General features: G+C 33.1%; 24 protein-coding genes. 17 read left to right on the top strand and 7 right to left on the bottom strand.

What is annotated here, in order from left to right; all coding sequences use genetic code 11:
• Positions 1–24: 24 nt before the first annotated feature.
• Positions 25–195: a hypothetical protein gene (locus T410_RS16820; RefSeq protein WP_193743755.1), complete on the bottom strand. Its 171-nt coding sequence runs from the start codon at positions 193–195 to the stop codon at positions 25–27.
• 324 nt (positions 196–519) lie between these two features.
• Between T410_RS16820 and T410_RS15120 the strand changes: the two genes are divergently transcribed.
• Both T410_RS15120 and T410_RS15125 read left to right on the top strand, forming a co-directional pair.
• Positions 520–1,941 carry an adenosine deaminase gene (locus T410_RS15120; protein ID WP_035673299.1) on the top strand — a complete coding sequence of 474 codons (1,422 nt, stop codon included), beginning with the start codon at positions 520–522 and terminating at the stop codon, positions 1,939–1,941.
• 220 nt (positions 1,942–2,161) lie between these two features.
• The gene (locus T410_RS15125; protein WP_081897858.1) at positions 2,162–2,953 is read left to right on the top strand and encodes a transglutaminase-like domain-containing protein; all 792 of its coding nucleotides are present in this window, start codon (positions 2,162–2,164) and stop codon (positions 2,951–2,953) included.
• Positions 2,954–3,078: 125 nt separating this feature from the next.
• On the opposite strand, the gene T410_RS15130 is transcribed toward T410_RS15125, so the two are convergent.
• Positions 3,079–4,122: an RluA family pseudouridine synthase gene (locus T410_RS15130; protein ID WP_035673305.1), complete on the bottom strand. Its 1,044-nt coding sequence runs from the start codon at positions 4,120–4,122 to the stop codon at positions 3,079–3,081.
• On the bottom strand, positions 4,112–4,735 hold the full coding sequence (locus T410_RS15135; protein WP_035673308.1) for a PASTA domain-containing protein: 624 nt from the start codon (positions 4,733–4,735) through the stop codon (positions 4,112–4,114). Before T410_RS15135 ends, T410_RS15130 begins: the two co-directional genes overlap by 11 nt.
• A 237-nt stretch (positions 4,736–4,972) precedes the next feature.
• On the opposite strand from T410_RS15135, the gene T410_RS15140 reads away from it, so the two are divergent.
• The 3 genes from T410_RS15140 (at position 4,973) to T410_RS15150 (ending at position 7,161) form a co-directional block, all read left to right on the top strand.
• Entirely contained in the window at positions 4,973–5,944 is a 972-nt protein-coding gene (locus T410_RS15140) for a D-alanine--D-alanine ligase (RefSeq protein ID WP_035673311.1), read from the top strand.
• Between the two features lie 11 nt (positions 5,945–5,955).
• Positions 5,956–6,411: a pantetheine-phosphate adenylyltransferase gene (gene coaD / locus T410_RS15145; protein ID WP_035673314.1), complete on the top strand. Its 456-nt coding sequence runs from the start codon at positions 5,956–5,958 to the stop codon at positions 6,409–6,411.
• Positions 6,412–6,582: 171 nt separating this feature from the next.
• Positions 6,583–7,161: an alkylphosphonate utilization protein gene (locus T410_RS15150; RefSeq protein ID WP_035673320.1), complete on the top strand. Its 579-nt coding sequence runs from the start codon at positions 6,583–6,585 to the stop codon at positions 7,159–7,161.
• 149 nt (positions 7,162–7,310) lie between these two features.
• On the opposite strand, the gene T410_RS15155 is transcribed toward T410_RS15150, so the two are convergent.
• On the bottom strand, positions 7,311–8,657 hold the full coding sequence (locus T410_RS15155) for a DEAD/DEAH box helicase (protein WP_035673324.1): 1,347 nt from the start codon (positions 8,655–8,657) through the stop codon (positions 7,311–7,313).
• Positions 8,658–9,092: 435 nt separating this feature from the next.
• Positions 9,093–9,698, bottom strand: a complete 606-nt coding sequence (locus T410_RS15160) for an NUDIX hydrolase (protein ID WP_035673326.1) — start codon at positions 9,696–9,698, stop codon at positions 9,093–9,095.
• A 7-nt stretch (positions 9,699–9,705) separates the two neighbouring features.
• Between T410_RS15160 and pyrE the strand changes: the two genes are divergently transcribed.
• Positions 9,706–10,353, top strand: coding sequence for an orotate phosphoribosyltransferase (gene pyrE / locus T410_RS15165; RefSeq protein WP_035673328.1), 648 nt, complete (start codon positions 9,706–9,708; stop codon positions 10,351–10,353).
• A gap of 28 nt (positions 10,354–10,381) precedes the next feature.
• On the top strand, positions 10,382–10,774 hold the full coding sequence (locus T410_RS15170; protein WP_035673331.1) for an SRPBCC family protein: 393 nt from the start codon (positions 10,382–10,384) through the stop codon (positions 10,772–10,774).
• Between the two features lie 102 nt (positions 10,775–10,876).
• Here T410_RS15170 and T410_RS15175 read toward each other — a convergent pair whose 3' ends face one another.
• Entirely contained in the window at positions 10,877–11,605 is a 729-nt protein-coding gene (locus T410_RS15175; protein WP_035673334.1) for a biotin--[acetyl-CoA-carboxylase] ligase, read from the bottom strand.
• A 95-nt stretch (positions 11,606–11,700) separates the two neighbouring features.
• Between T410_RS15175 and rsfS the strand changes: the two genes are divergently transcribed.
• The 8 genes from rsfS to T410_RS15215 all read left to right on the top strand — a co-directional run bounded on the left by rsfS (position 11,701) and on the right by T410_RS15215 (position 18,114).
• Positions 11,701–12,072, top strand: coding sequence for a ribosome silencing factor (rsfS, locus tag T410_RS15180; RefSeq protein ID WP_035673337.1), 372 nt, complete (start codon positions 11,701–11,703; stop codon positions 12,070–12,072).
• Positions 12,073–12,087: 15 nt separating this feature from the next.
• Positions 12,088–14,013: an ATP-dependent zinc metalloprotease FtsH gene (gene ftsH, locus T410_RS15185; protein ID WP_035673339.1), complete on the top strand. Its 1,926-nt coding sequence runs from the start codon at positions 12,088–12,090 to the stop codon at positions 14,011–14,013.
• Between the two features lie 110 nt (positions 14,014–14,123).
• Positions 14,124–14,726, top strand: a complete 603-nt coding sequence (locus tag T410_RS15190; protein WP_035673341.1) for a lactate utilization protein B/C — start codon at positions 14,124–14,126, stop codon at positions 14,724–14,726.
• A 1-nt stretch (position 14,727) separates the two neighbouring features.
• Positions 14,728–15,618 carry a phosphatidate cytidylyltransferase gene (locus T410_RS15195; RefSeq protein WP_035673344.1) on the top strand — a complete coding sequence of 297 codons (891 nt, stop codon included), beginning with the start codon at positions 14,728–14,730 and terminating at the stop codon, positions 15,616–15,618.
• Positions 15,608–16,261, top strand: coding sequence for a phosphatidylserine decarboxylase family protein (locus T410_RS15200; RefSeq protein ID WP_035673346.1), 654 nt, complete (start codon positions 15,608–15,610; stop codon positions 16,259–16,261). Before T410_RS15195 ends, T410_RS15200 begins: the two co-directional genes overlap by 11 nt.
• Positions 16,261–16,530, top strand: a complete 270-nt coding sequence (locus T410_RS15205) for an acyl-CoA-binding protein (RefSeq protein WP_035673348.1) — start codon at positions 16,261–16,263, stop codon at positions 16,528–16,530. The genes T410_RS15200 and T410_RS15205 overlap by 1 nt, the downstream gene beginning before the upstream one ends.
• An 8-nt stretch (positions 16,531–16,538) precedes the next feature.
• On the top strand, positions 16,539–17,312 hold the full coding sequence (locus tag T410_RS15210) for a superoxide dismutase (RefSeq protein ID WP_035674716.1): 774 nt from the start codon (positions 16,539–16,541) through the stop codon (positions 17,310–17,312).
• A gap of 358 nt (positions 17,313–17,670) precedes the next feature.
• Entirely contained in the window at positions 17,671–18,114 is a 444-nt protein-coding gene (locus tag T410_RS15215) for a hypothetical protein (RefSeq protein ID WP_035674718.1), read from the top strand.
• Between the two features lie 58 nt (positions 18,115–18,172).
• On the opposite strand, the gene T410_RS15220 is transcribed toward T410_RS15215, so the two are convergent.
• Positions 18,173–20,041, bottom strand: coding sequence for an alpha-amylase family protein (locus tag T410_RS15220; RefSeq protein WP_035673350.1), 1,869 nt, complete (start codon positions 20,039–20,041; stop codon positions 18,173–18,175).
• Between the two features lie 275 nt (positions 20,042–20,316).
• Between T410_RS15220 and T410_RS15225 the strand changes: the two genes are divergently transcribed.
• Together T410_RS15225 and T410_RS15230 are read left to right on the top strand one after the other, a co-directional pair.
• On the top strand, positions 20,317–21,951 hold the full coding sequence (locus T410_RS15225) for an OstA-like protein (RefSeq protein WP_035673353.1): 1,635 nt from the start codon (positions 20,317–20,319) through the stop codon (positions 21,949–21,951).
• A gap of 91 nt (positions 21,952–22,042) precedes the next feature.
• Complete coding sequence (locus T410_RS15230; RefSeq protein WP_035673357.1) at positions 22,043–23,230, top strand: aspartate aminotransferase family protein; 1,188 nt, start codon at positions 22,043–22,045, stop codon at positions 23,228–23,230.
• Positions 23,231–23,371: the final 141 nt, after the last annotated feature.

Raw genomic sequence — 23,371 nt, forward strand, 5'->3', positions numbered from 1 at the left:
TTTACTTTTATTCTAATTGTATTTTTAATCCGTTGCTATTTTATACGTTGGATCTTCCAGAATATTGACCTCAATAACCGCATCTGCATTTTGTAACAATGTCCTACAATCAGCACTTAAATGTTGCAAATGAATCGTTTTATTGAGTTTTACATAGCGTTCTGTAATTTTGTTTACAGCATCAATTGCACTCATATCGGTAATTTTGCTTTCTTTAGAATCAATAATTACTTTTTTTAGATCAATTGAAACATCAAATTTGCCTGCAAATACTCTTTAATGTCAGGATTCATGAAATTAAAATCCTGAGAAAAGCCATTACTTACAATACGAAATTGTATAAATAACTCAGTATAAAAAGACTAAGCCAAAGTATAAAATTTTACAAAACAGCAAAATATTTTACATCAGAACGATAAAAGTAAAACATTTCATCCGTTGTAAAAACAGAAATGGAATTGCTTAAATTTGGCAAAAAATAGATCGCTACTATTTCATTTTATAAAAAAAAATTACACTATGAAATTACTTTATACTTTACTTTTTTCAATACTATTGAATGTTGGTTACTCACAATCAACCAATGAATATTTAGAAAAAATTAGAAATAATGAAGCTGAATTAACCGCTTTTTTTTCTCAAATGCCAAAAGGAGGTGATTTACACCACCACTATTCTGGTTCAATTTACGCGGAACCTTTATTGGAACATGCTATTTCAGAAGATTTTTATCTGAATACTGAAACCATGCAAGTGCAGAAAGAAAAACCTTCTACTGGGAACTGGGAACAATTTTCAACGTTAAAAAACCGTGGAGAATTAGATGTGTACAAGCAAAAAATCATGCAAAAATGGTCCATAAAAGATTATAATCATGTTGACTATCCATCGGACAAGTTGTTTTTTGAATCGTTTATGAAGTTTGAACCAGCAATCAGAGGTAATTTTGGACAAGGAATATTGGAACTAAAAAACAGAGCCATTACTGAGAATGTCAGTTATATTGAAACGCAATTATCTACGATTCCTTGTACTATGAACACGGATGATTTGGTCCAATTCAATACTCGATTGAGACAATTAGCAAAAGTAAAAGATGAAAAAGCAATTATAAAATCGTTGGATTCTGTTTACAATACTTTACTGCAAAAAGATGCTACATCTTACGCCACTGATTTCAATACAAATTTTGTAGCCAAACTTCACAATGACCTTAAAATTGATGATGCTCGTTTCACAATGCGCTATCAAAATTTTGTATTGCGCTTCATGGAACCCGTTGATTTATTCAAAAATCTGGTAATTGCTTTTATCTCAGCTGATAGCAGTCCACTTATGGCTGGCGTAAACATTGTTTCTCCTGAAGATGGCGAAACATCCATGAAAGATTATTGGTTACACATGGTCATGTTTAAATATTGCCATTCCCGTTATCCAAATGTAAAATACACCCTACATGCCGGTGAACTTACTCTAGGATTAGTGCAACCGGAAGACTTGACTTGGCATATTAATGCTGCAATTTATATTGCTGGAGCAAATCGTATTGGACATGGTGTAGATATGGCCTATGAGCAAAATTCTTATGATTTATTGCGCTATATGGCTAAGAAAATAATTCCTATCGAAATAAATTTAGCCAGTAACGAATTCATTTTAAAAGTCAAAGAAAACCGCCATCCATTGCCATTGTATAAGGAATTTGGTGTTCCAATTGTTATCAGTACAGATGATGCTGGAATATTAAGAACCAATATGACAGAGCAATATGTCCTTTTAGCCAACAGATACAAAGACATCACTTACGCTGATATCAAGCAGTTTGTTTACAACAGCATCAATTATAGTTTTATAAAAGATACTTCCGTAAAAAAACAATTGCTTAAAAATCTCGATTCTCGATTCAAAACTTTCGAAGCCAATTATCCTTTAAAAAAATAACTATTCGAACACGTTCAAAATATTTTTTAAAATATAAGTCCCATTTGGGGCTTTTTTATTGCAGTTCAACGATTTTCCATAAATAATAAAACTTCTAATTTTTATTTTTAATACATTTGAAAATACCTACTTAATTACTAAATAGTTACGCCCTTAAAAATCATTTATACATTAGCATTTCTTGATTTAAATTGTTTATTAACAAGATAAATTATTGCCCATGAATAAATCTTTAATTTGGTATTTAAGGAGACACCCTATACTATATAAAATCCGTTTTAGATTGCTATCTAAAAAGACTTCTGTTGATCGGATAGAACAATTTTGTTACAATCACATCAATAAAACAGTCGATATCCCTCAAATATATTTAGAGTTAAATCCTCTGATTTTTGAAAAAACCAAAGCTGCATTAAGTGATCTTGACAAAGCAAAAAAAATAGCTATTTGGTTAAGAAACAATTGCAAAGGCGGGCCGGGATTGGGAAAATCATCTTCTTATACATTAAGAAAAATGATGAACGGAGAAGGAGGCGTTTGCAGTGATTTTTCTCAAGTATTCAATAATTTTTGTGTCATCAATGATTTGAAAGTTAAAGAATGGGGATTAAAAATACAGTCCAATGACCCAAGTATCAAAGGCGGACATGCCTTTAATGAAATTTATTCCAAAGAATTTCAAAAATGGATTATAATTGATGTCGCTAAATCCATACTTTTTCATCCGATAAACCCCACAGTTCCATTGTCAGTTTTTGATTTGATTCAATCAAAAAAAGAAAATAAGGAAATCTATTTTTCGAGTTTTAACATAAAAAACACGATCGACTGTAAAAGAATAACTGCACTATATTTAACTTCAAATTCTTCTCCATTTGTAATTACCAATTATTGCAACAAAACATATGACGCTTGTTTGGACACATTAAAATTTCTTCCGGAACCTATTATTCATGGATTATTATTCCTAATTGGGAAAAGCTATGTTTTTGAATTTCCAAAATATAAATAAATTTCCAAAACATTAATTTGGCTATATTGGGAAATAGTAACTTATTTTAAGTGAGAATATTAAGCTGACTTTACACCATAAACATAAACACACAAAAAAAGCCCCAAATCTAGGGCTTTCTATTTTTAGTTCTCTTCTTCGTCCGTGGTGTGGGATTTTGAATAGCCTCTCCATTTTTCAATACAATCCTGAAAATCCTGTGGGAGTTCCGTATCAAAACGCATCATCTCTCCAGTTACAGGATGTACAAAGCCCAAAGTTTTGGCATGTAAAGCCTGTCTTGGCAACGCTTTGAAACAGTTTTCTATAAATTGCTTGTATTTGGTAAACGTAGTTCCTTTTAGAATCAAATGACCGCCATAACGCTCGTCATTAAAAAGTGGATGTCCTATATGTTTTAAATGAGCTCTAATTTGGTGTGTTCTTCCTGTTTCCAGTTGGCACGAAATCAACGTTACATAACCAAAACGCTCTAATACTTTATAATGTGTCACAGCAGGTTTTCCTATTTCCGGATCAGCAAAAACCGCCATTTGCATGCGATCTTTCAAGTGACGCGCTAAGTTTCCTTCAATTGTTCCTTGCTCTTCAACTACATTTCCCCAAACTAAAGCAATATATTCTCTTTCAGAAGTTTTGGCTTCAAATTGTTTGGCTAGATGTGTCATAGCCGCTTCGGTTTTGGCAATAACCAATAAACCCGAAGTGTCTTTGTCAATTCTATGCACCAATCCTGGACGTTCGCTGCTGTTCATTGGCAAATTATCAAAATGATACGCCAATGCGTGCACCAAAGTTCCCGTGTAATTCCCATGACCGGGATGCACCACCATTCCTGGTAATTTGTTTATCAATAACAAAGCATCATCTTCGTAAACAATATCAAGCGGAATATTCTCCGCAATAATATGGTTTTCATAAGGCGGATGCGTAAGCATAACGCGAACCAAATCATTGGCTTTCACTTTGTAATTCGACTTCACTGTGGCGTCGTTTACAAAAATATTCCCTTCGGTTGCGGCAGTTTGTATTTTATTACGAGTTGCATTTTGAATTAAACCCATCAAATATTTATCAATTCGCAAAGGCGCTTGCCCTTTAGGAACTTCAAATCTGAAATGTTCAAATAACTCTTCTTCTAAATCTATTGTATCTATATTATTGTTCATTTGCTGGTGTTGCTGCTTCTGGTGTCGCTAAACTATCTACTACTGTGCTCTCATCTACATAACTCGCTTTTCCGTCTCCCAGAACCAAATCAATTTTGGATGATTTCAATACTCTGTCCCCTACTTTCAGGTTTCTTCCTTTGTAACGCATTTCCAGAACCATATCTTTTCCAAGATTAGGAATATAAGTAACAGTTCCTTCTTCAAGTCCTAAAGCTTTCAATGTTGGTACCGCTTCACGATATGTTTTTTCAATTAAATCAGGAATTTTTACGGATGAAAACCCCGAAGCATTAATTTTAATATATACTTTTCTGCCTACTTTTACTTTCGTACCAGGCAATGGATCTTGCTCCACCACACTAAATTTTGGATAATCCCCTCTAAAATCTACACTGTCCAAAAGCACATAATCTAAATCCAACTCATCCAGTTTATCTTCCACCTGCTCCTCTGTCAGCTTGCGCAAGTCCGGCACTGAAATTTCATGACCATGGTCAGTTGTAAAGGTCAACCAATGCATAAATAAATAGCCCAAAACGGCAATAATGGCAAGAGCAGATACTACTTGTAGAAAAAAGACACGGCTAGTAAGATACTTACGTAAACTCATAAATTTATTTTTATATGTCGCAAAGATAAAGCTATTTCGTTTCAAAAAAAATGATAATTTTGTTTAATCGTTTTTAGGATTAATCCTGATGAATTTCAGGAGCTATTTCCCGCTATACGTTGCAATCTTTTTATTTTTAAAGAAAAAATAAAAAGGATTTCCACTGCTATCGGGGCTAGAGATTAGTACTAAAAACAACTTTATTAATTTGAATAACTAAGACCAAAATAATATAAAATGAAAAACATTGCCATCATCATGGGCGGATATTCCAGCGAGTATAAAATCTCACTTATCAGCGGAAACGTCGTATATCAATTTCTTGACAAAACTAAATACAACGGATTCCGAATCCATATTTTTAAAGAAAAATGGGTTTATGTTGATGCCAATGATGCCGAATTCCCTATCGATAAAAATGATTTTTCAGTAACAGTAAACGGAACCAAAATCACTTTCGATTGTGTTTTCAATGCCATTCACGGAACTCCTGGCGAAGATGGGTTAATGCAAGCCTATTTCGAATTGTTGCAAATTCCACAAACATCATGTGATTATTACCAAGCAGCTTTAACATTCAATAAACGTGATTTATTGTCGGTTTTAAAGCCATACGGAATAAAAACGGCTATTTCCTATTACTTAAACAAAGGAGATATTATAAATACCGAAGAAATTGTAAACAAAGTAGGATTGCCTTGTTTTGTAAAACCAAACAAAGCAGGTTCAAGCTTTGGAATTTCCAAAGTAAAAACTGCGGCCGAATTGCCAATCGCAATCGAAATGGCGTACAAAGAAGACAACGAAATCATCATAGAAAGTTTCCTTGATGGAACCGAAGTTTCCGTAGGAGTCATCAATTACAAAGGAAAAGTAATTGTTTTACCAATAACTGAAATCGTTTCTGATAATGATTTCTTCGATTATGAAGCCAAATATTTGGGTAAATCCCAAGAAATTACGCCAGCAAGAATCTCAGATGAAATGACTCAAAAAGTAAACGAAATAGCCAAGCGTGCTTACGAAGTCTTAAAAATGAAAGGCTTCTCCCGTAGTGAATTTATTATTGTAAACGGAGAACCACACATGCTGGAAATGAACACGATTCCAGGTTTAACCACCGAAAGTTTGATTCCGCAACAAGCCAAAGCTGCCGGAATTTCATTGGAAGATTTATTTACTAATGCTATAGAGTTGGCTTTAGTTTAAAGATAAAACAAATGAGAAAAGCTATATTCCCGGGTTCATTCGATCCCATCACACTAGGTCATGAAGACATCATCAAAAGAAGCATTTCTTTATTTGATGAAATCGTAATAGCCATTGGCGTCAATGCCGAAAAAAAATACATGTTTACACTCGAAGAAAGAAAACGATTTATCGAAGAAACATTCAAAAACGAACCTAAAGTTTCGGTGATTACCTATGAAGGTTTAACGATTGATTTGTGTCATAAAATAAAAGCCGACTTTATACTTCGTGGCTTGCGCAATCCCGCTGATTTCGAATTTGAAAAAGCCATTGCCCACACCAATCGCCGCTTATCAAAAATAGAAACCGTATTTTTATTGACTGCAGCACGAACTTCGTACATCAGTTCCAGTATTGTGAGAGATGTAATCCGCAATGGAGGTCAATATGAAATGCTTGTTCCTGATGCGGTAAGAGTGAAATAGAATCAGTAAAAATTAATGTCGTCAACCAAGAGATTTTGTCAAGTCGAACGCAGTCGAGACTAAACGATATAAGTCTCGACTGCGCTCGACTTGACAAATAAACAGTAAAAATATAAATTTGTGAAAAGCGCTATTAAGCCGTATTTTCGCCAAAAATAAAAGCCATTAGACATGAGTATAGAAAGAGAATTAAATAAACGCAGCGGATCTAAATGTGAACTTTGTGGTGCAACAGAAAACCTAAAAGTATATCAAGTTTTACCTACCAAAAAAGGTGGAATTGACGAAAGTATTTTAGCTTGTAGCACCTGTATTGATCAAATTGAAAATCCAGATAATGTAGATTTAAACCATTGGAGATGTTTAAATGATAGTATGTGGAGTGAGCATACCGCAGTACAAGTTGTAGCATGGAGAATGTTAAGTCGTCTTCGTTCGGCAGGTTGGCCTCAAGAATTATTGGACCAAATGTATTTAGACGAGGATACTTTAGCATGGGCGCAAGCTACGGGTGAAGGTGAAGATGATGAAAATAAATTGATTCACCGTGACAGCAATGGAGTAATCTTAGAACATGGAGATTCAGTAGTTTTAATCAAAGATTTGAAAGTAAAAGGCTCAAGCATGGTAGCCAAACAAGGAACTGCAGTTCGTAACATTAGACTTGACCATGAAAACGCAGAATATATTGAAGGAAAAGTTGATGGTCAAACCATCGTGATTATTACACAATATGTAAAGAAAACATAGTTATCAATTTTAAGTGGTCAGTGATCCGAAAAATAATTAGTCAATAACTCTTGATTGCAAAAAATCGTTAACAGTAAATAATATAACTGTTAACGATTTTTTTATTGTTAGAATATTTTTTTACTGTTCACTAAAAAACTGAACACTAATTACTCCTCTTCTTTCTTAATCACTTTTCGGGCTACTTCAATTTTAAACTTTTTACCTTTCATTTTTTCATCCTTAATGTTGTGCAATAAATCTTTAACCTTACCAAATTTTACAGCTGCAAACGAAATAAAATCTTTTACTTCAATCAAACCTAAATCTCCTTTTTCTAAATTTCCCTTTTGAGAAAAGAAACCAACAATATCAATTTTATTCAGTTTATTTTTCTTCCCACCACTGATGTAAATGGTTTGAAAAAGTGGTGGTTTTGGTAAAGTAGTTGCATTATCAATCGCAAAAACTTTCATTCCATAATCGATGTAATCCATTTTCTTCTCACTTTCATGCGCAACAATATATGCTGTTCCTGACGCTAACATACGCGCTGTACGACCATTTCTATGGGTAAATTCATCTTCTTTAGATGGCAGATGATAATGAATTACGTGATTCATTTCGGGAATATCAAGTCCACGAGCAGCTAGATCAGTAGTAATTAAATAACTCATACTTCCGTTTCTAAACTGTATCAAAGCACGTTCTCTTTCGTCTTGATCCATTCCTCCATGGTAATACGTAGCATAAATCCCTTTTTCATTTAAAGTGTCGCTAATGCGCTCTGCAGCATCTCGATGGTTGCAAAAAACAATAGCCGATTCTGATTTCAACGAACAAATCAAATTAAATAAACTGCCTATTTTGTCTTTTTCCTTAGAAACTACTAATTTCATCGAAAGATTAGTTTCTACTTCATGTTCTGGTATAAAATCCAAAATTGTTGGATTAACCACCCTAGTGTATCTTGGAATTTCAATATCGGAAGTTGCCGAAACTAAAACACGTTTGTTCAGTTTTGTTAATTTTCCAATGATAAATGACATTTGCTCATGGAAACCCAATTGCAATGATTTATCAAATTCATCTAGAATTAAGGTTTGGATTTTATCCACACGAAAAGTTCCTCTGTCAATATGATCTGCAATTCTTCCCGGCGTTCCTATTAAAACAGCTGGAGGATTGCTTAAATTTTTAATTTCTGTATCAATGGAATGTCCACCATAACACACATTTACTTTATAATCAGTTCCCATTTTTTTCCAAACTTGTTCAATTTGCAAACCTAATTCACGAGATGGAACTAGAATTAAACATTGAACTGATTGAATTTCGGGTTGTAACATTTCTAAAACTGGCAACAAAAAAGCCAGAGTTTTCCCAGAACCTGTTGGAGAAAGCAATAAAACATTATTGTCATTCAGGATAGCATCTTGCGCTACTTCCTGCATTTCATTCAGGCTTTCGATGCCTAAATTCAAAAGTATATTGTTGGAATGGTGTTTCTTATTCATTTTGCAAAGGTAATTAAAAAATGAAAGGACAGTTCGCGAACTGTCCGTACTAAAGCAAAAAATTTTCAGTTTATAGTATTTAGTCGTCGGTGAACAGTTTGGTAGAAGAGAATACTAGAGTTTCAGAAGCGATTTTATAATACGAATTTGATAAAAAAGTAAAACGAAAAAACATAATTTATAACATAAAGTACTTTGTAAACTACAACTGCTAACTGATCCCGAAGCGTCGGGACTGTAAACTACAATCTAGACATTACTGCCCGCGTGAAGGATTACGTAACATCTCACTTATTTTCATCGGAGTTCAGTGAATTTCATTTGAAGCTAGCACCTTGTGCTGCGAATAGCCTGATAGCAGTAAAAAAATGGGCTAATCACTTAATGCTGATTAGCCCATTTTTTTACTGGTGGCACGCCCAAAATAGCATTAATTTATGAATGAAGACTTTTTTCTTCTTCAAACAATAATTTTATGTTCTCGTAGGAATTTTTTAAAGCTTCCTTAATTTGTTCTGGATTCATCCAAGCCACTTTCTCAATTCCTTCTTCTAATTGTCCTTGGGGAGTACCTTCAAAATCAGATTGCATTTCGAACCAATGCGTGATTTTCAATTTATACTTTCCGTTTCTTTTAAAAACGTGGTAGGTTTTTTGAAGTTTGTGTGATATTGTCAAACCACTTACGCCAGTCTCCTCCTCTACTTCCCGCATTGCAGTGGCTTCAATTTCTTCCCCTTTTTCGATTCCACCCTTAGGTAAATCCCACTTTCCGTTTCTAAAAATGAATAAAACTTCCCCTTTTTTATTGTAAACCAAGCCACCTCCTGCTTTGTTTACAGGAATTTTTGCTTTCAAAGTCTTCATAATCTCCCTTTCATCAGGATGATATAAGTAAGCTTTTTGAATTTTATTTTGAAATATTTTTACTATAAGTTGCTCTATGTCAATACTTTCTAATAAAAAAAGCTGAAAATCAGTCTCCTTGGAGATGTGATTTGTCAAAAAAAGTGGTTTGTCGTTAACAAAAACTTTATACATTTGTACTATGATTTTTAATAAAGAAACAGCCGAAAAAACAGCCGAATTGCTTTTGCAAATAAATGCAATTAAATTGAATCCAAGAAATCCTTTTACATGGGCTTCAGGATGGAAATCTCCTATTTACTGTGATAACAGATTAATACTCTCATTTCCAGCCATAAGAAATTATGTTAGAGATGAGTTTGCCAAAAATATTGAAAAACAATTTGGCAAACCTGATGTTATTGCCGGAGTTGCCACAGGAGCAATAGGAATAGGAATGCTCGTTGCAGAGAGTTTAGGATTACCATTTGTATATGTTCGCCCAGAAGCAAAAAAACATGGAAGACTAAACCAAGTAGAAGGTTTTTTACAAAAAGGACAAAATGTTGTTGTTGTAGAAGACTTAATCAGTACTGGAAATAGTAGTTTACTTGCCGTTGAAGCGTTGCGTGCAGCAGGAGCAAACATTAAGGGTATGGCAGCTATATTTACTTATGGCTTTGATGTTGCTGACCAAAATTTCAAAGATGCAAAGATTGATTTATTTACCCTTAGTAATTATCCGAATTTATTGAATTTGGCGGTTGCCAAAAAATACATTACTGAGGAAGAAGAGCAAACCTTGAGAGAGTGGAACCTGAGTCCGTCAACTTGGAATATTGAAGTTTAAAAAATTTAAAAACACAATCCGCTAAACTATGAACTTACAAAGTCCAAAAGTTACAGTTCCTAAATCAGCTCAAGAATTATTTGATTTATTGAGCGATGTAAAAAATTTCGAAAAATTAATGCCGGAAACTATTGCTAAATTTGAAGTTATTGGTGACGATGCATTCATTTTTGGATTGAACGGGATGCCGGAAATAAAATTAAAAATGAAAGAAAAAGTAGCACCAAACAAAATTGTTCTGGGTGCTGCCAGTGATAAACTTCCATTTACTTTAATCGCAAATATTGATACCGTTTCGGACAATTCAAGCGATGTACAACTTGATTTTGAAGGAGATTTTAACCCTATGATGGCTATGATGATAAAAGGTCCTATTGGAAAATTTATCGAAACATTAGCAACTAATATGGTAAAATTATAAAACCAGTTTTTTAAAATAAATTAAAGGCCTTTTAGTGTAAACTGAAAGGTTTTTTTTGTTTAATTCTTCAAGATTTATTGTCGTATTTAGTGCTGTCAAAAATTAATACAGCATTTGAATTTCCTTGATGTCAAATTCAGAAATACTATCATCTTCTAAAAGAACTTGTAGTTTTCCAAAACGAGAAATTCCCTGAATAATCCCCATGAAATTTTGATTGTTTTGATCCGAAAAAGGCATTGGAATACCTTTTTTGAATAATTTATTAGTATAAGCAGACCAGAACATTTCAGCGTTTTCTTCCCATAATTTTATATTAGATTCTATTTTATCCATTATAGAAAAAAGTAATTCCTCTCTATCAAATTGTCTATTACAAATAACTGCTAATGATGATGCTTTGGGCAAAGTTTTAAAATCAGTTTGATTCACATTTAAACCTAAACCAACAATAGAAATAATCATTCCGTCACTTTTAATGCTATTTTCTATCAAAATGCCACCTATTTTTTTATTGTATGACATTATGTCGTTTGGCCATTTTATGCTAAGATCAGGAATATTATATGATTCTAAACTAGTAATAACCGCTAAAGAAACAGCAATATTTAGATTATATATCCGACAAATATCTAATAAAAAATCCTTTACCAAAATACTCATTATTAAGTTTTTACCAGGTTCAGAAGTCCAAACGGCCCCCATTTGCCCCTTTCCTTTGGTTTGCCTTTCAGCTATAACGACGGTAAAATTTTCCTGCTCCTGTTTGTTCGATAACCCTTTGAGGAATTCATTTGTAGAATCTATGGCATCGAGTTTGATTACTTTCATATACGTTTTTTTGTGAAACAGAATTTAATATTATGTTAAGGTTCAAAAATAATCACAAAAAATGGTAACTTTACAAACTTATATAAAAATAATTCATGGCGAAAAAGACTATAAATAATGACTTGCTATTAGCGAACATCATTAAAGGAATAGAAGAAGTAAAAGGAAATGATATCGACATTCTTGATTTAAGAGAGATAGACACTGCAGTTTGTGACTATTTTATCATCTGCAATGGGAATTCAAACACACAAGTTAACGCCATAGTCAACTCCATCCAAAAAACAGTTTCAAAAGAATTAAAAGACAAGCCTTGGCATGTTGAAGGAACTGATAATGCAGAATGGGTTCTTATGGATTATGTAAATATTGTGGTTCATGTTTTCCAAAAACACATACGAGAATATTATAACATTGAGAGTCTTTGGGGTGATGCAAAAATCACTACAATCGAAAACAAATACTAAAGAAACAAATTTCTAATGGCTAAAGATAATAATCCAAATTCGAATAAATTTAAAATAAGTCCTTGGTTAATTTATACAGCAATCCTTTTAATTTTCTTGTTTATTAGCTTTATAACTGGAGGTTCTAGTCTTAATGAACCCGCACAATTAACTTCATCTAAATTTAATAATTATTTAGAAAAAGGTCAAATTGAAAAGGTTATCGTTTACAATAAAACTGAGGCTGAAGTATATCTAAACGCTACTGCTTTAAAAGACCCCGCAAATAAAAAAGTTGCCAAAGATGTCTTTGACAGACCCAACAAAGGTCCGCATTATTCATTTGATATCGGTAATGATCAAATATTTCAAAATAAACTTGAAAAAGCAGTTGCTGAAGGAAAATTAAAAGATTTTAACTTCTTGCCAAAAAATAATTGGTCAGATATTTTAATCAGCTTATTGCCAATTATCATCATTATTGGTGTATGGATTTTCATTATGAGAAAAATGTCAGGTGGCGGCGGAGGTGGCGGCGGACAGATTTTTAATATTGGAAAATCAAAAGCAAAGCTTTTTGACGAAAAAACAGATATTAAAACTACATTCAAGGATGTTGCCGGTTTAGAAGGAGCAAAAGAAGAAATACAAGAAATTGTAGAATTCTTAAAAAACCCTGAAAAATATACTAACCTAGGAGGTAAAATACCAAAGGGTGCCTTACTTGTTGGTCCTCCAGGAACAGGAAAAACATTATTAGCCAAAGCCGTTGCCGGTGAAGCCCAAGTTCCATTTTTCTCCTTATCAGGTTCTGATTTTGTCGAAATGTTTGTAGGCGTAGGTGCTTCGCGTGTACGTGATTTATTCAAGCAAGCCAAAGAAAAATCTCCTGCTATCATTTTTATTGATGAGATTGATGCCGTAGGTAGAGCCAGAGGAAAAAACAACATGTCCGGTGGTAATGACGAACGTGAAAACACATTGAATCAATTACTAACCGAAATGGATGGTTTTGGAACCAATTCAAATGTAATTGTATTAGCTGCAACAAACAGAGCCGATGTTCTTGACAAAGCATTAATGCGTGCAGGTCGTTTTGACAGACAAATATTTGTAGACTTACCAGACATTCGTGAGCGTGCTGAAATTTTCAAAGTACACTTAGCTCCATTGAAAAAAATTGAAGGGCTTGATACAGACTTTTTAGCGAAACAAACTCCTGGTTTTTCAGGTGCAGATATTGCTAATGTATGTAATGAAGCGGCATTAATTGCTGCAAGAAATAACAAAACTGCTGTTGATAAACAAGATTTCTTAGATGCCGTTGATAGAATTGTAGGTGGCCTTGAAAAGAAAAATAAAATTGTAACAACCGAAGAGAAAAAAGCAATTGCTATTCATGAAGCGGGCCATGCAACTGTAAGTTGGATGCTTGAACATGCAGCTCCATTGATTAAAGTAACTATTGTACCCCGAGGACAAAGCTTAGGCGCAGCATGGTACTTACCTGAAGAGCGATTAATTGTTCGTCCAGATCAGATGCTAGATGAAATGTGTGCAACTATGGGTGGAAGAGCCGCTGAAAAAGTGACTTTTAACAGAATTTCTACTGGGGCATTAAGCGATTTAGAAAAAGTAACTAAACAAGCTCGTGCCATGGTCACTATTTATGGTTTGAATGAAAAAATTGGTAATGTTACCTATTACGATTCAACCGGGCAAAGTGAGTATAGTTTTTCTAAACCATATTCTGAGGAAACTGCAAGAGTTATTGACCAAGAGATTTCATTACTAATTGAAAGCCAATACCAAAGAGCAATAGAAATATTAGAAGAAAATAAAGACAAACTAAATCAACTTGCAGATATTCTAATTGAAAAAGAAGTTATTTTCAAAGACGACTTAGAAGCTATTTTTGGAAAAAGAACTTTTGACAAAAATCTCGATGAAGTAGTATCATAAAAAACATATTATTTAATTATTTTTAAAATCTTAATTCAAAAACCTCTTTTGAATTAAGATTTTTTTATCTTTGGACGTTTTCAAATAATAAATAAAGCAGATTAAAGAGTATGAGTCTTTTTAGAAAATTTTTTGGTGCTAATAATCCAGCTTCTGAGGAAGATAAAGAAAGTGAATTTAGCAAATCCTTTGCTGATAAAGCTATCTCTATAGATGAACAATTTATCTATAATTTTAAAAAAAATGGTGGTAAATTTTTATACTGTGAAAATTCAGAAGAAGTTAAAGAACAATTTGAAAACATACTCGAAGAAAACGACTGGTTTGAAAGTGAAGTTTTATGCTATGAGCCTAATCTTTATGGGATATTAGATGATAATAAACTTTCTTATGACAAGCCTAAAAACCCCAAATTCTTGCTCGCAACTTGCGAAAATTTAATTGCTGAAGAAGGATCTGTTTTATTCTCATCGAAACAAATCAAACAAAACAAACCAAACGAATTGCCTGCCAATATTATAATTTTGGCAAATACAAGTCAAATTCTTGCTGCAAAAAGTGATGGTCTTAGTGCCATAAAAAAGAAATACGAAAGAGATTATCCAACTAACATAACTACAATAAAATATTTCGAAAAAGCAAAAGAAGAAGATTTTACACAATACGGAAGTTCAGCAAAAAATCTTTATTTATTGCTTTTAGAAGACCTTTAAAATGAATGAAACTCTAAAACGAGGTATATCAGGAGCCATTTATATTATATTACTACTCGCTTCTATTTTATATTCAACGGAAAGCTTTTTTATTTTATTTGGAGTATTTCTTATCATTACTGTTTATGAATTTTGCAATTTAATTCAAATAAATAAAATATTCCCAATACTTTTCGGAACGATTTTATACAGTGCAGTAACTTTACTAAGTCATTACAATAAAATTACTACAGACACGATCAATCAGTTATTCAATACTGATTTTGAACTCGCAATAAACATTCAACAATTAGATATTGTTTTATTAGTTATAGCATTAGTAGTATCCATAAAATGTATTCTTTTCTTATTTTATGACAATATCCAAAAAATCAGTACTTCATCAAAATACTTGTACTTACTCGGATATATAATACTTCCATTTGTATTTATCACCAAAATTTCTTTTGGAATAAATGATTATAATCCTAAAATTATAATTGGGTTATTTATCTTAATATGGACTAACGATACCTTTGCCTATATTGTTGGAAAATCTATAGGCCGAACTAAATTATTCGAAAAAATATCACCTAAAAAAACAATTGAAGGATTCCTAGGCGGAATCGTTTTTGCAGTCCTAGCTGGTTATTTAATTTCAAAATATTATATTAGAGCCAATCCGCAGTTTAGCGAAAGATCCATCTTAATTTGGACCTCAATTGCCGTTATTGTTGGTATTGTAGGCACAATTGGAGATTTAATTGAATCCAAATTCAAACGCATTGCTGGTGTAAAAGACAGCGGAAGTATTATGCCTGGTCACGGAGGCATTCTAGATCGATTAGATAGTGTTATATTTGTAGCACCAATTATATTTTTATTTTACCAAATCTTAAACTATGTTTCATAAAGAAGGAACCCCATCAATTTTATTAGGCACTTTTTTTACAGCCGTTGTCGTTTTATTGTCTGATAAATTTATTGACACCTATTGGCTTAAAATGTTAATTCAATTAAGTGCCCTTTTACTTTTAATTATTATTTTACAGTTCTTTAGAAATCCAAAGAGAACTGCAATCCTTAATGACAATGTAATATTAGCTCCTGTTGATGGAAAAGTAGTTGTTATTGAAGAAGTATACGAAGGAGAATATTTCAAAGACAAACGTTTGCAAATTTCAATTTTCATGTCACCTATAAACGTGCATGTTACTCGTTATGGACTAAGTGGAATTGTAAAATTCAGCAAATACCACCCTGGGAAATTTTTAGTAGCTTGGCATCCAAAAGCGAGTGAGGAAAATGAAAGAACTACAGTAGTTATTGAAAATAAAACATTCGGTGCCGTTCTATACCGTCAAATCGCAGGTGCGTTAGCCCGTCGAATTGTCAATTATGCCGAAGAAGGAATGCAGGTTATCCAGGGAACTGATGCGGGTTTTATCAAATTTGGTTCAAGAGTAGATATATTTTTACCTTTAGGAACACCTATCAATGTGGTGCTTAACCAAAAAGCAATTGGAGGAAAAACTATTATTGCTACTAAAGGATAATGATTGAAAAAGATTTAGAAACGCGATTTAAAGAAGCTGTTGAAATAGCATCTGAAATGACTCAAGCATCTTTACCACAGGATGTACAATTGCGTTTATATGCTTACTACAAACAAGCTACAATAGGAACTTTGGATTTAAAGCAAACTTCTAATTACCATTTAAGAGATGCTTTTAAAACAAATGCCTGGATGCAAATTAGCCATATTACTGCTGATGAAGCTAAAGAGCAGTATATTGCAATCATAAATTCTATTTTGAAAAAATAATGTTAATCATGAAAAAGTTACTCTTATTAATTTCTAGTTCTTTGCTCCTTACACTATTATTATCTTGTAATAACAAAAAACTTACTGAAGTTGTTGAAGTTCCATTACCTACAGTTCAAGAAAAAATTACTGTTGGAGTTCCTGATGATGTTAAGGCAATTGAAGGCTCTTTTCAATTAGAAAAATTACCATACTCCTACGATGCATTAGCTCCAAATATTTCAGCAATATCGTTAGAAATGCATTATTCGAAGCATTACCTAACATACACTAATAATTTAAACAAAGCGGTAGCAGGCACACCATTAGAAAACCTAACGATTGAAGAAGTATTAGCAAAATTAGACATAAACGATGCCAATACCAGAAACAATGCCGGTGGTTATTACAATCATACTCTATATTGGCAAATTATGGCTCCTAAAGCAGGTGGAGTGCCAACAGATATTTTAGCCGAAGCTATTACAACCGATTTTGGTTCATTTGAAAATTTTGTAACTTTATTTAAAGATGAAGCTACAAAACAATTTGGTTCCGGTTGGGTATGGCTTGTGGTTGACAGAACTGGAAAACTCCAAGTAACCAGTACTCAAAATCAAGATAATCCTTTGATGAAAAATGCACTTGTTCCAGGAACACCAATCCTAGCTTTAGATGTTTGGGAACATGCGTATTATTTGGATTACCAATACAAAAGAAAAAATTATATTGATGCTTTTTTTAACGTAATCAATTGGAAAAAAGTGGCTGAAAATTACGACAATGCCTTAATTAAGAAATAAAACTACTATTGGTTATAGTACTAATTATTCATAACTAGTTTGTTTTTTAAACAAAATAAAACAAGACAAAAATCTATCAAAACCATTTAAGGATAATAAAAACGATTGGGTTACATGTGTATTTAAATACCATACATAAAAAATTTAGCAATTTTATAACTTCTTATTATTTGTCTAAGAAATATTTCTTAACATACTCGATGTGGTTATAAAAAATTAAAATTCTATTATACAACTTTATAATTTTCATTAAAAATACCTGTGAATTTCATAATTTTTTTATCAGTTTGTATAATCATCTTCGTCTTGAAAAGAATCAACTTTGTTTAATAGTTTTAAAAAACAAAATTTAAACAAAATGAACACAACACAATCCAATTTCTTTTCAAAAAATATCTTATTCGGTATTTTTTTAATCCTCGTATCTCTTTCACTCACTTCATGTGCTAAAAAAATAGCATTTCAAAGCTCATCTATAGTACCTGCAGCACGTGGACAGGTTACCATTAAAAAAGATAATAACAAGAATTATTTACTTAAAATTAAAATAGATAATTTAGCCGAAGTAAAAAGACTGGAATCTTCAAAAAATAATTATGTAGTTTGGATTGAAACTGAAGAAACACTTGTCAAAAATATTGGTCAAATTAAAAGTGATACAAAGTTTATGTCATCAAAATTAAAAGCATCATTTGAAACGGTTACTGCATTTAAACCCTCAAAAATATTTATTACAGCTGAGGAAAATTCAGATGTACAATATCCTGGATCAGAAGTAATCCTAGAAACAAGAAAATTTTAAAAAAATCAAATAAAAAGGGGAGAAATAGTACTATTTCTCCCCTTTTTATTTGATTTTTTTAAAGCTGATAAATAAATGATTCAGATGGAGCGATTGTAATATGCACTTTTCCTTCTCCATTTAAAACCTGCAATTGAATAGCACTTTTGTTATACAGCTGATCCGTTACCGTATAATTTCCGTCTTTTAAATGCCATTTTCGGATAATATCTGAAGGGATTTTCAATTCGAAATTACTGGTGGTAAGCCAAGAAAAATTAGTGACTATTACTAATTTTTGAGTGTCTGACCAACGGGTAAAAGCATAAATTCCTGAATCGTACCCCTGAGTATCATGGCGATTAACCGTTTGAATTTCTTGGTATTTTCCCATTAAAGCAGAGCTGTTTAAAGAAAAATTAAGTAATCTTTTGTAAAAATCACGTAAATCTTTTTCACTTTGTGTTAATTGACCTCCGTCAAATTTACCTCCGTTCATCCAGCGTTGGTGATTCGGAACTCCGATATAGTCAAAGATTGAAGTTCTGGAATGAGTTCCAAATCCTGCATTTTCATTTCCTGCCTCTCCTACTTCCTGTCCAAAATAAACCATCGTAGGTGAAGTGCTTATAGTAGTTGAAACAACCATTAAAGGTTTTCCTTTTTCTGGCGTTCCTGCAAATTCAGGGCTTGCTAAACGTTGTTCATCATGATTATCAAGAAAATGCAACATATGATGTTCTATATCAGCCATACCATTTTGTATATCAGATAATCCGTCAGGCAAAGAATTTCCTCTAATTACATCTTTCAATTTATCATATGTTTCAACCTTATCATACAAATAATCCATTTTTCCCAAACGAATATAATTTCTATACTCATTCGGATTATAGACTTCGGCCAATAAAAAAGCATTCGGATTTTTAACTTTAATAGCTGAATTCATATAACTCCAGAACTCATAGGGTACCATTTCGGCCATATCATATCGAAAGCCATCAATCCCTTTGGCAGTCCAATACAAGGCAATATCTCTGAATTTTTTCCAAGAATCAGGAACCACTTTTCCTTTCCAAAAATCAAAATGTTCTTTATATGATTTTGCATCAAAACCGGCAGGAAGTTCTGGGAAATCTTTCGAACCATCAGGACGAATTCCGTAATTTACTTTTACCGTTTCATACCAGTCATTGCGATCTGGTTTTGCGAGACGAGACCCGTTTCCGGTCCATTTTGCAGGATACTCCTCAAATTTTCCATCAACAAGAGGGTTTCTTTCTCCGTTTAAAGGTTTATCTGTGTCAGGCACTTCAAAGTGTTTGTGTGGAATATAATAAAAGTTATTATTTCTTTTATATTCGACAGAAACATCATCATTGACTCCAAAATCAGTAATCCCTTCAGGATTATTCTTCCCTTCGTATTTACGCGCAATATGATTAGGAACAATATCAATAATCACCTTTAAACCTGCTTTGTGAGTTCTTACAATCAAATCCTCAAATTCTTGCAAACGGTTGGCAGGATTAACAGCTAAATCTGGATTTACATTGTAATAATCTTTTACGGCATATGGAGAACCTGCTCTACCTTTCACAACCTCAGGATCATCATTAGAAATTCCAATTGCTGAGTAATCGTGTATTAAGGCATGATGTGGAACACCTGTGTACCAAATATAACTTACACCTAAATCCTTTATCTCCCGTAATGCGATATCTGTAAAATCATTAAACTTTCCTACTCCATTTTCTTCAATAGTTCCCCAAGGTTTATTATTGGTATTTTTGTTACCAAACAATCGTGTAAAAACCTGATATACAACTTCTTTTTTATTTGAGACGGTCTCCTTCTGTACTGTATTCATTTTTAAATCTTTTGTTTTACAAGCTGCTGCCAAAAACACAACACTTATTCCTGCAACAATAGTTATTTTTTTTATCATACAAAATTATTTATGCTGATTTCATTGTTTTTTTTTATGATTTTTAAATCAATTTTTAAATTTAATATATTTTTGAGTAAAGAAGCCGCTATCGTTTAAAATTAAAAAAAAACGTTTTTGAAAACGGATACTACAACGAAAGAGTACTACTATTTGTTGATAACTTTAATAATACGTCAAAGTGATTATTTACATAATTTTATGTAATTATAAATAAATCCTAATATGGATTAGGATTGTCTCCTTTTTCATAAATTTGACAAAAAATAAATCCCTTGAAGAAACCGCTATTTTTCATTCGTTGTTGTTTACTATTGCTTTGTACAAATTTGGTTTTGGCACAAGCTCCCAAAAAAATTGTTGTAGAACATTCTGATTATTTTGATGTTAATCAAGTTGAAATACCCGATGCTGTTTTGCTAACCGGGAATGTTCGTGTGAATCATGATGGAGTAGTTTTGACTTGTAACAAAGCTTATTATTTTCAAAACGAAAATTATATTAAAGCTTTTGGTAATGTACAATTAGTTCAAGGTGATACTTTATTTTTAAACAGTAAATATGCTGAATATAACGGAAATGTAAAAAAAGCATTTGCTACGGGAAATGCAGTGATGAGTTCTCCGGATGCGACATTGGCTACAGACACCATCAACTTTGACCGAAACACACAGGAAGTATTTTATAATTCACCCGGAACAATCGTAAATAAGGATAATACTTTAAAAAGTAAATCAGGAAAATACTATGTCGCTGAAAAAAAATTCCAATTTCTAACGGCAGTAACCATTACTAATCCAAAATATGTGATAAAAACAAATCATTTGGATTATTTCAGCAATTCGGGGCATTCCTATCTTTTAGGACCTTCCACAATTACCAGTAAAGCCAATTACATTTATACCGAAAAAGGATTTTATGACACCAAAAAAAATCTAGCTCATTTTCTCAATAAATCCTATATAAGATACGATGATCGGGTTATAAAAGGAGACAGTTTGTATTATGACAGAAATAAGGAATTTGCATCGGCAACACGAAATGTCAAAATAACGGATTCTATCAATCGCGGAATTGTCAAAGGAAATTATGCTGAAATTTATAAAAATCAGGATTCCATGTTTGTAACCAAAAGAGCTGTGGCGGTAAACTTTGTCGAAAACGACTCTGTTTACATTCACGGAAAAAAATTAATGGTTACCGGGAAAGAAGGAAACCGAATTATTCGGGCTTTCAACAATGTTCGCTTTTATAAAACGGATATGAGTGGTAAATGTGATTCGATACATTCGAGCTCCAAAACTGCGTTGACAAAACTGATAGGGAATCCTATACTTTGGAATGGTGAAAACCAGATTACAGGTGACATCATGCATCTTATTGGAAATAACAACACCAAAGCGCTCGATTCACTTAAAGTCCTCAATAATACTTTTCTGGTCTCGAAAGATACGCTGGGAACAGGCTATAATCAGGTAAAAGGACAAAATCTCTTTGGAAAATTTGAGGAAGGAAAATTGCATGATGTGGATATCATAAAAAATACCGAAGTCATTTATTATATGCGGAATGATGCCAAAGAGCTCATTGGAATCAACAAAAATGTGAGTAGTAAAATCAATATCATTTTTGATAAAAAAACGATAGAAACCATCACCTTTTTCCAGCAAGTGGATGGTGATATCTATCCCGAAAAAGATTTACCTGAAAACGCACGAAAACTCCGGGGTTTAGTCTGGCGTGGCGATGAAAGAATAAAATCCAAAGACGATATTTTTCCACCTGAAGAAAATCAAGACAACGGTAAAATAGCCAAAGCAACTAAGGCCGAAGAAGCAAAGAAAGATGTTCCAATGAAGATCCGAAAGGAAACATTGAACTATGATAAAAAGAAAGGGAAGAGTAAGTAATCAGTGGTTATTTTTTAGTTCTCAGCCACCATTTTAGATTATAGTTCTCTCGAATTAAAGCATAAACAAATAAACGATTAAACAAATATCCGTGAATACCGATTTCTTAAAATACCAAGCACAAACTTCCCCTTATCCATTGGGTATGGAAGTGTCGCATGCAGTAGGTTCATACATTTACGATTCTAATAATAAAAAATACTTGGATTTTGTGGCCGGAGTTTCTGCTTGCGCATTGGGACATCAGCACCCAAGAGTCAATCAAGCCATCAAAAATCAGTTAGATAAATACTCGCACGTCATGGTATATGGGGAATATTCCCAAAGTCCATCGGTTCAGTATTGCAAACTATTAGCCTCGTTCCTGCCCGCACCTTTAGACAAAACCTATTTGGTGAATTCAGGAACAGAAGCCATTGAAGGTGCTTTAAAACTCGCCAGACGAACCACAGGAAGAAGCCAATTGATTTCGTGCCACAATGCCTATCATGGAAACACTATGGGTTCTATGAGCGTAATGGGATTCGAAGAACGCAAAAGAATTTTTCGCCCGTTGATTCCTGATGTCGATTTTATCACGTTCAATAACGAAGAAGATTTACAAAAAATAACGACTAAAACAGCAGGAATTATTCTGGAAACCATTCAAGGTGGCGCTGGATTTATTCAGCCCCATAATGATTTCCTTCAAAAAGTGCGTAACCGTTGTACTGAAGTGGGCGCTATAATGATTCTCGACGAAATCCAACCTGGTTTTGGGAGAACGGGAAAACTTTTTGGATTCCAAAATTATGATGTCGTTCCTGATATCATCGTTATGGGAAAAGGAATGGGCGGCGGTATGCCAGTAGGCGCTTTTACAGCTTCATCTGCCATGATGGATTTATTGAGCGATAATCCTAAACTGGGTCATATCACCACTTTTGGAGGTCACCCTGTCATAGCGGCAGCCTGTTTGGCAACTTTGCAGGAAATAACTGAGACCAATCTCATGGCCGAAGCTATGGAGAAAGAAAAACTGTTCAGAACACTTTTGGTACATCCTTTGATAGAAGAAATAAGAGGAAAAGGATTGATGCTAGCTGCAATGACAAAAAGTGCCGATGTAACAAACGAAGTGATTCTCAAATGTCAAGACAAAGGGCTCATATTATTCTGGTTATTATTTGAAGGATGTGCCATCAGAATAACACCTCCGCTAACCATTTCTGAAGAAGAAATACGAGAAGGTTGTAGCATCATGCTTGAAGTAATGGATGAAATTTTGAACAAGAAATAATATTTAAAATATCGCAATTGGGAGCTATTTCCTGCTATCCGTTGCAATCTTTTACTTTTTTAAAGAAAAAAAGTAAAAGGATTTCCACTCTTATCAGGGCTATGGCATCCGTTTAAACCAAAGCTTTTTTGTTAATTAAAT

This window comes from Flavobacterium sp. 83 (assembly GCF_000744835.1).
Classification (GTDB): Bacteria; Bacteroidota; Bacteroidia; order Flavobacteriales; family Flavobacteriaceae; genus Flavobacterium.

Coding starts and splice junctions, on each gene's coding strand:
- T410_RS16820 (WP_193743755.1), bottom strand. CDS start 195: ATGAGTGCAATTGATGCTGTAAACAAAATTACAGAACGCTATGTAAAA.
- T410_RS15120 (WP_035673299.1), top strand. CDS start 520: ATGAAATTACTTTATACTTTACTTTTTTCAATACTATTGAATGTTGGT.
- T410_RS15125 (WP_081897858.1), top strand. CDS start 2,162: ATGAATAAATCTTTAATTTGGTATTTAAGGAGACACCCTATACTATAT.
- T410_RS15130 (WP_035673305.1), bottom strand. CDS start 4,122: ATGAACAATAATATAGATACAATAGATTTAGAAGAAGAGTTATTTGAA.
- T410_RS15135 (WP_035673308.1), bottom strand. CDS start 4,735: ATGAGTTTACGTAAGTATCTTACTAGCCGTGTCTTTTTTCTACAAGTA.
- T410_RS15140 (WP_035673311.1), top strand. CDS start 4,973: ATGAAAAACATTGCCATCATCATGGGCGGATATTCCAGCGAGTATAAA.
- coaD (WP_035673314.1), top strand. CDS start 5,956: ATGAGAAAAGCTATATTCCCGGGTTCATTCGATCCCATCACACTAGGT.
- T410_RS15150 (WP_035673320.1), top strand. CDS start 6,583: ATGAGTATAGAAAGAGAATTAAATAAACGCAGCGGATCTAAATGTGAA.
- T410_RS15155 (WP_035673324.1), bottom strand. CDS start 8,657: ATGAATAAGAAACACCATTCCAACAATATACTTTTGAATTTAGGCATC.
- T410_RS15160 (WP_035673326.1), bottom strand. CDS start 9,698: ATGTATAAAGTTTTTGTTAACGACAAACCACTTTTTTTGACAAATCAC.
- pyrE (WP_035673328.1), top strand. CDS start 9,706: ATGATTTTTAATAAAGAAACAGCCGAAAAAACAGCCGAATTGCTTTTG.
- T410_RS15170 (WP_035673331.1), top strand. CDS start 10,382: ATGAACTTACAAAGTCCAAAAGTTACAGTTCCTAAATCAGCTCAAGAA.
- T410_RS15175 (WP_035673334.1), bottom strand. CDS start 11,605: ATGAAAGTAATCAAACTCGATGCCATAGATTCTACAAATGAATTCCTC.
- rsfS (WP_035673337.1), top strand. CDS start 11,701: ATGGCGAAAAAGACTATAAATAATGACTTGCTATTAGCGAACATCATT.
- ftsH (WP_035673339.1), top strand. CDS start 12,088: ATGGCTAAAGATAATAATCCAAATTCGAATAAATTTAAAATAAGTCCT.
- T410_RS15190 (WP_035673341.1), top strand. CDS start 14,124: ATGAGTCTTTTTAGAAAATTTTTTGGTGCTAATAATCCAGCTTCTGAG.
- T410_RS15195 (WP_035673344.1), top strand. CDS start 14,728: ATGAATGAAACTCTAAAACGAGGTATATCAGGAGCCATTTATATTATA.
- T410_RS15200 (WP_035673346.1), top strand. CDS start 15,608: ATGTTTCATAAAGAAGGAACCCCATCAATTTTATTAGGCACTTTTTTT.
- T410_RS15205 (WP_035673348.1), top strand. CDS start 16,261: ATGATTGAAAAAGATTTAGAAACGCGATTTAAAGAAGCTGTTGAAATA.
- T410_RS15210 (WP_035674716.1), top strand. CDS start 16,539: ATGAAAAAGTTACTCTTATTAATTTCTAGTTCTTTGCTCCTTACACTA.
- T410_RS15215 (WP_035674718.1), top strand. CDS start 17,671: ATGAACACAACACAATCCAATTTCTTTTCAAAAAATATCTTATTCGGT.
- T410_RS15220 (WP_035673350.1), bottom strand. CDS start 20,041: ATGATAAAAAAAATAACTATTGTTGCAGGAATAAGTGTTGTGTTTTTG.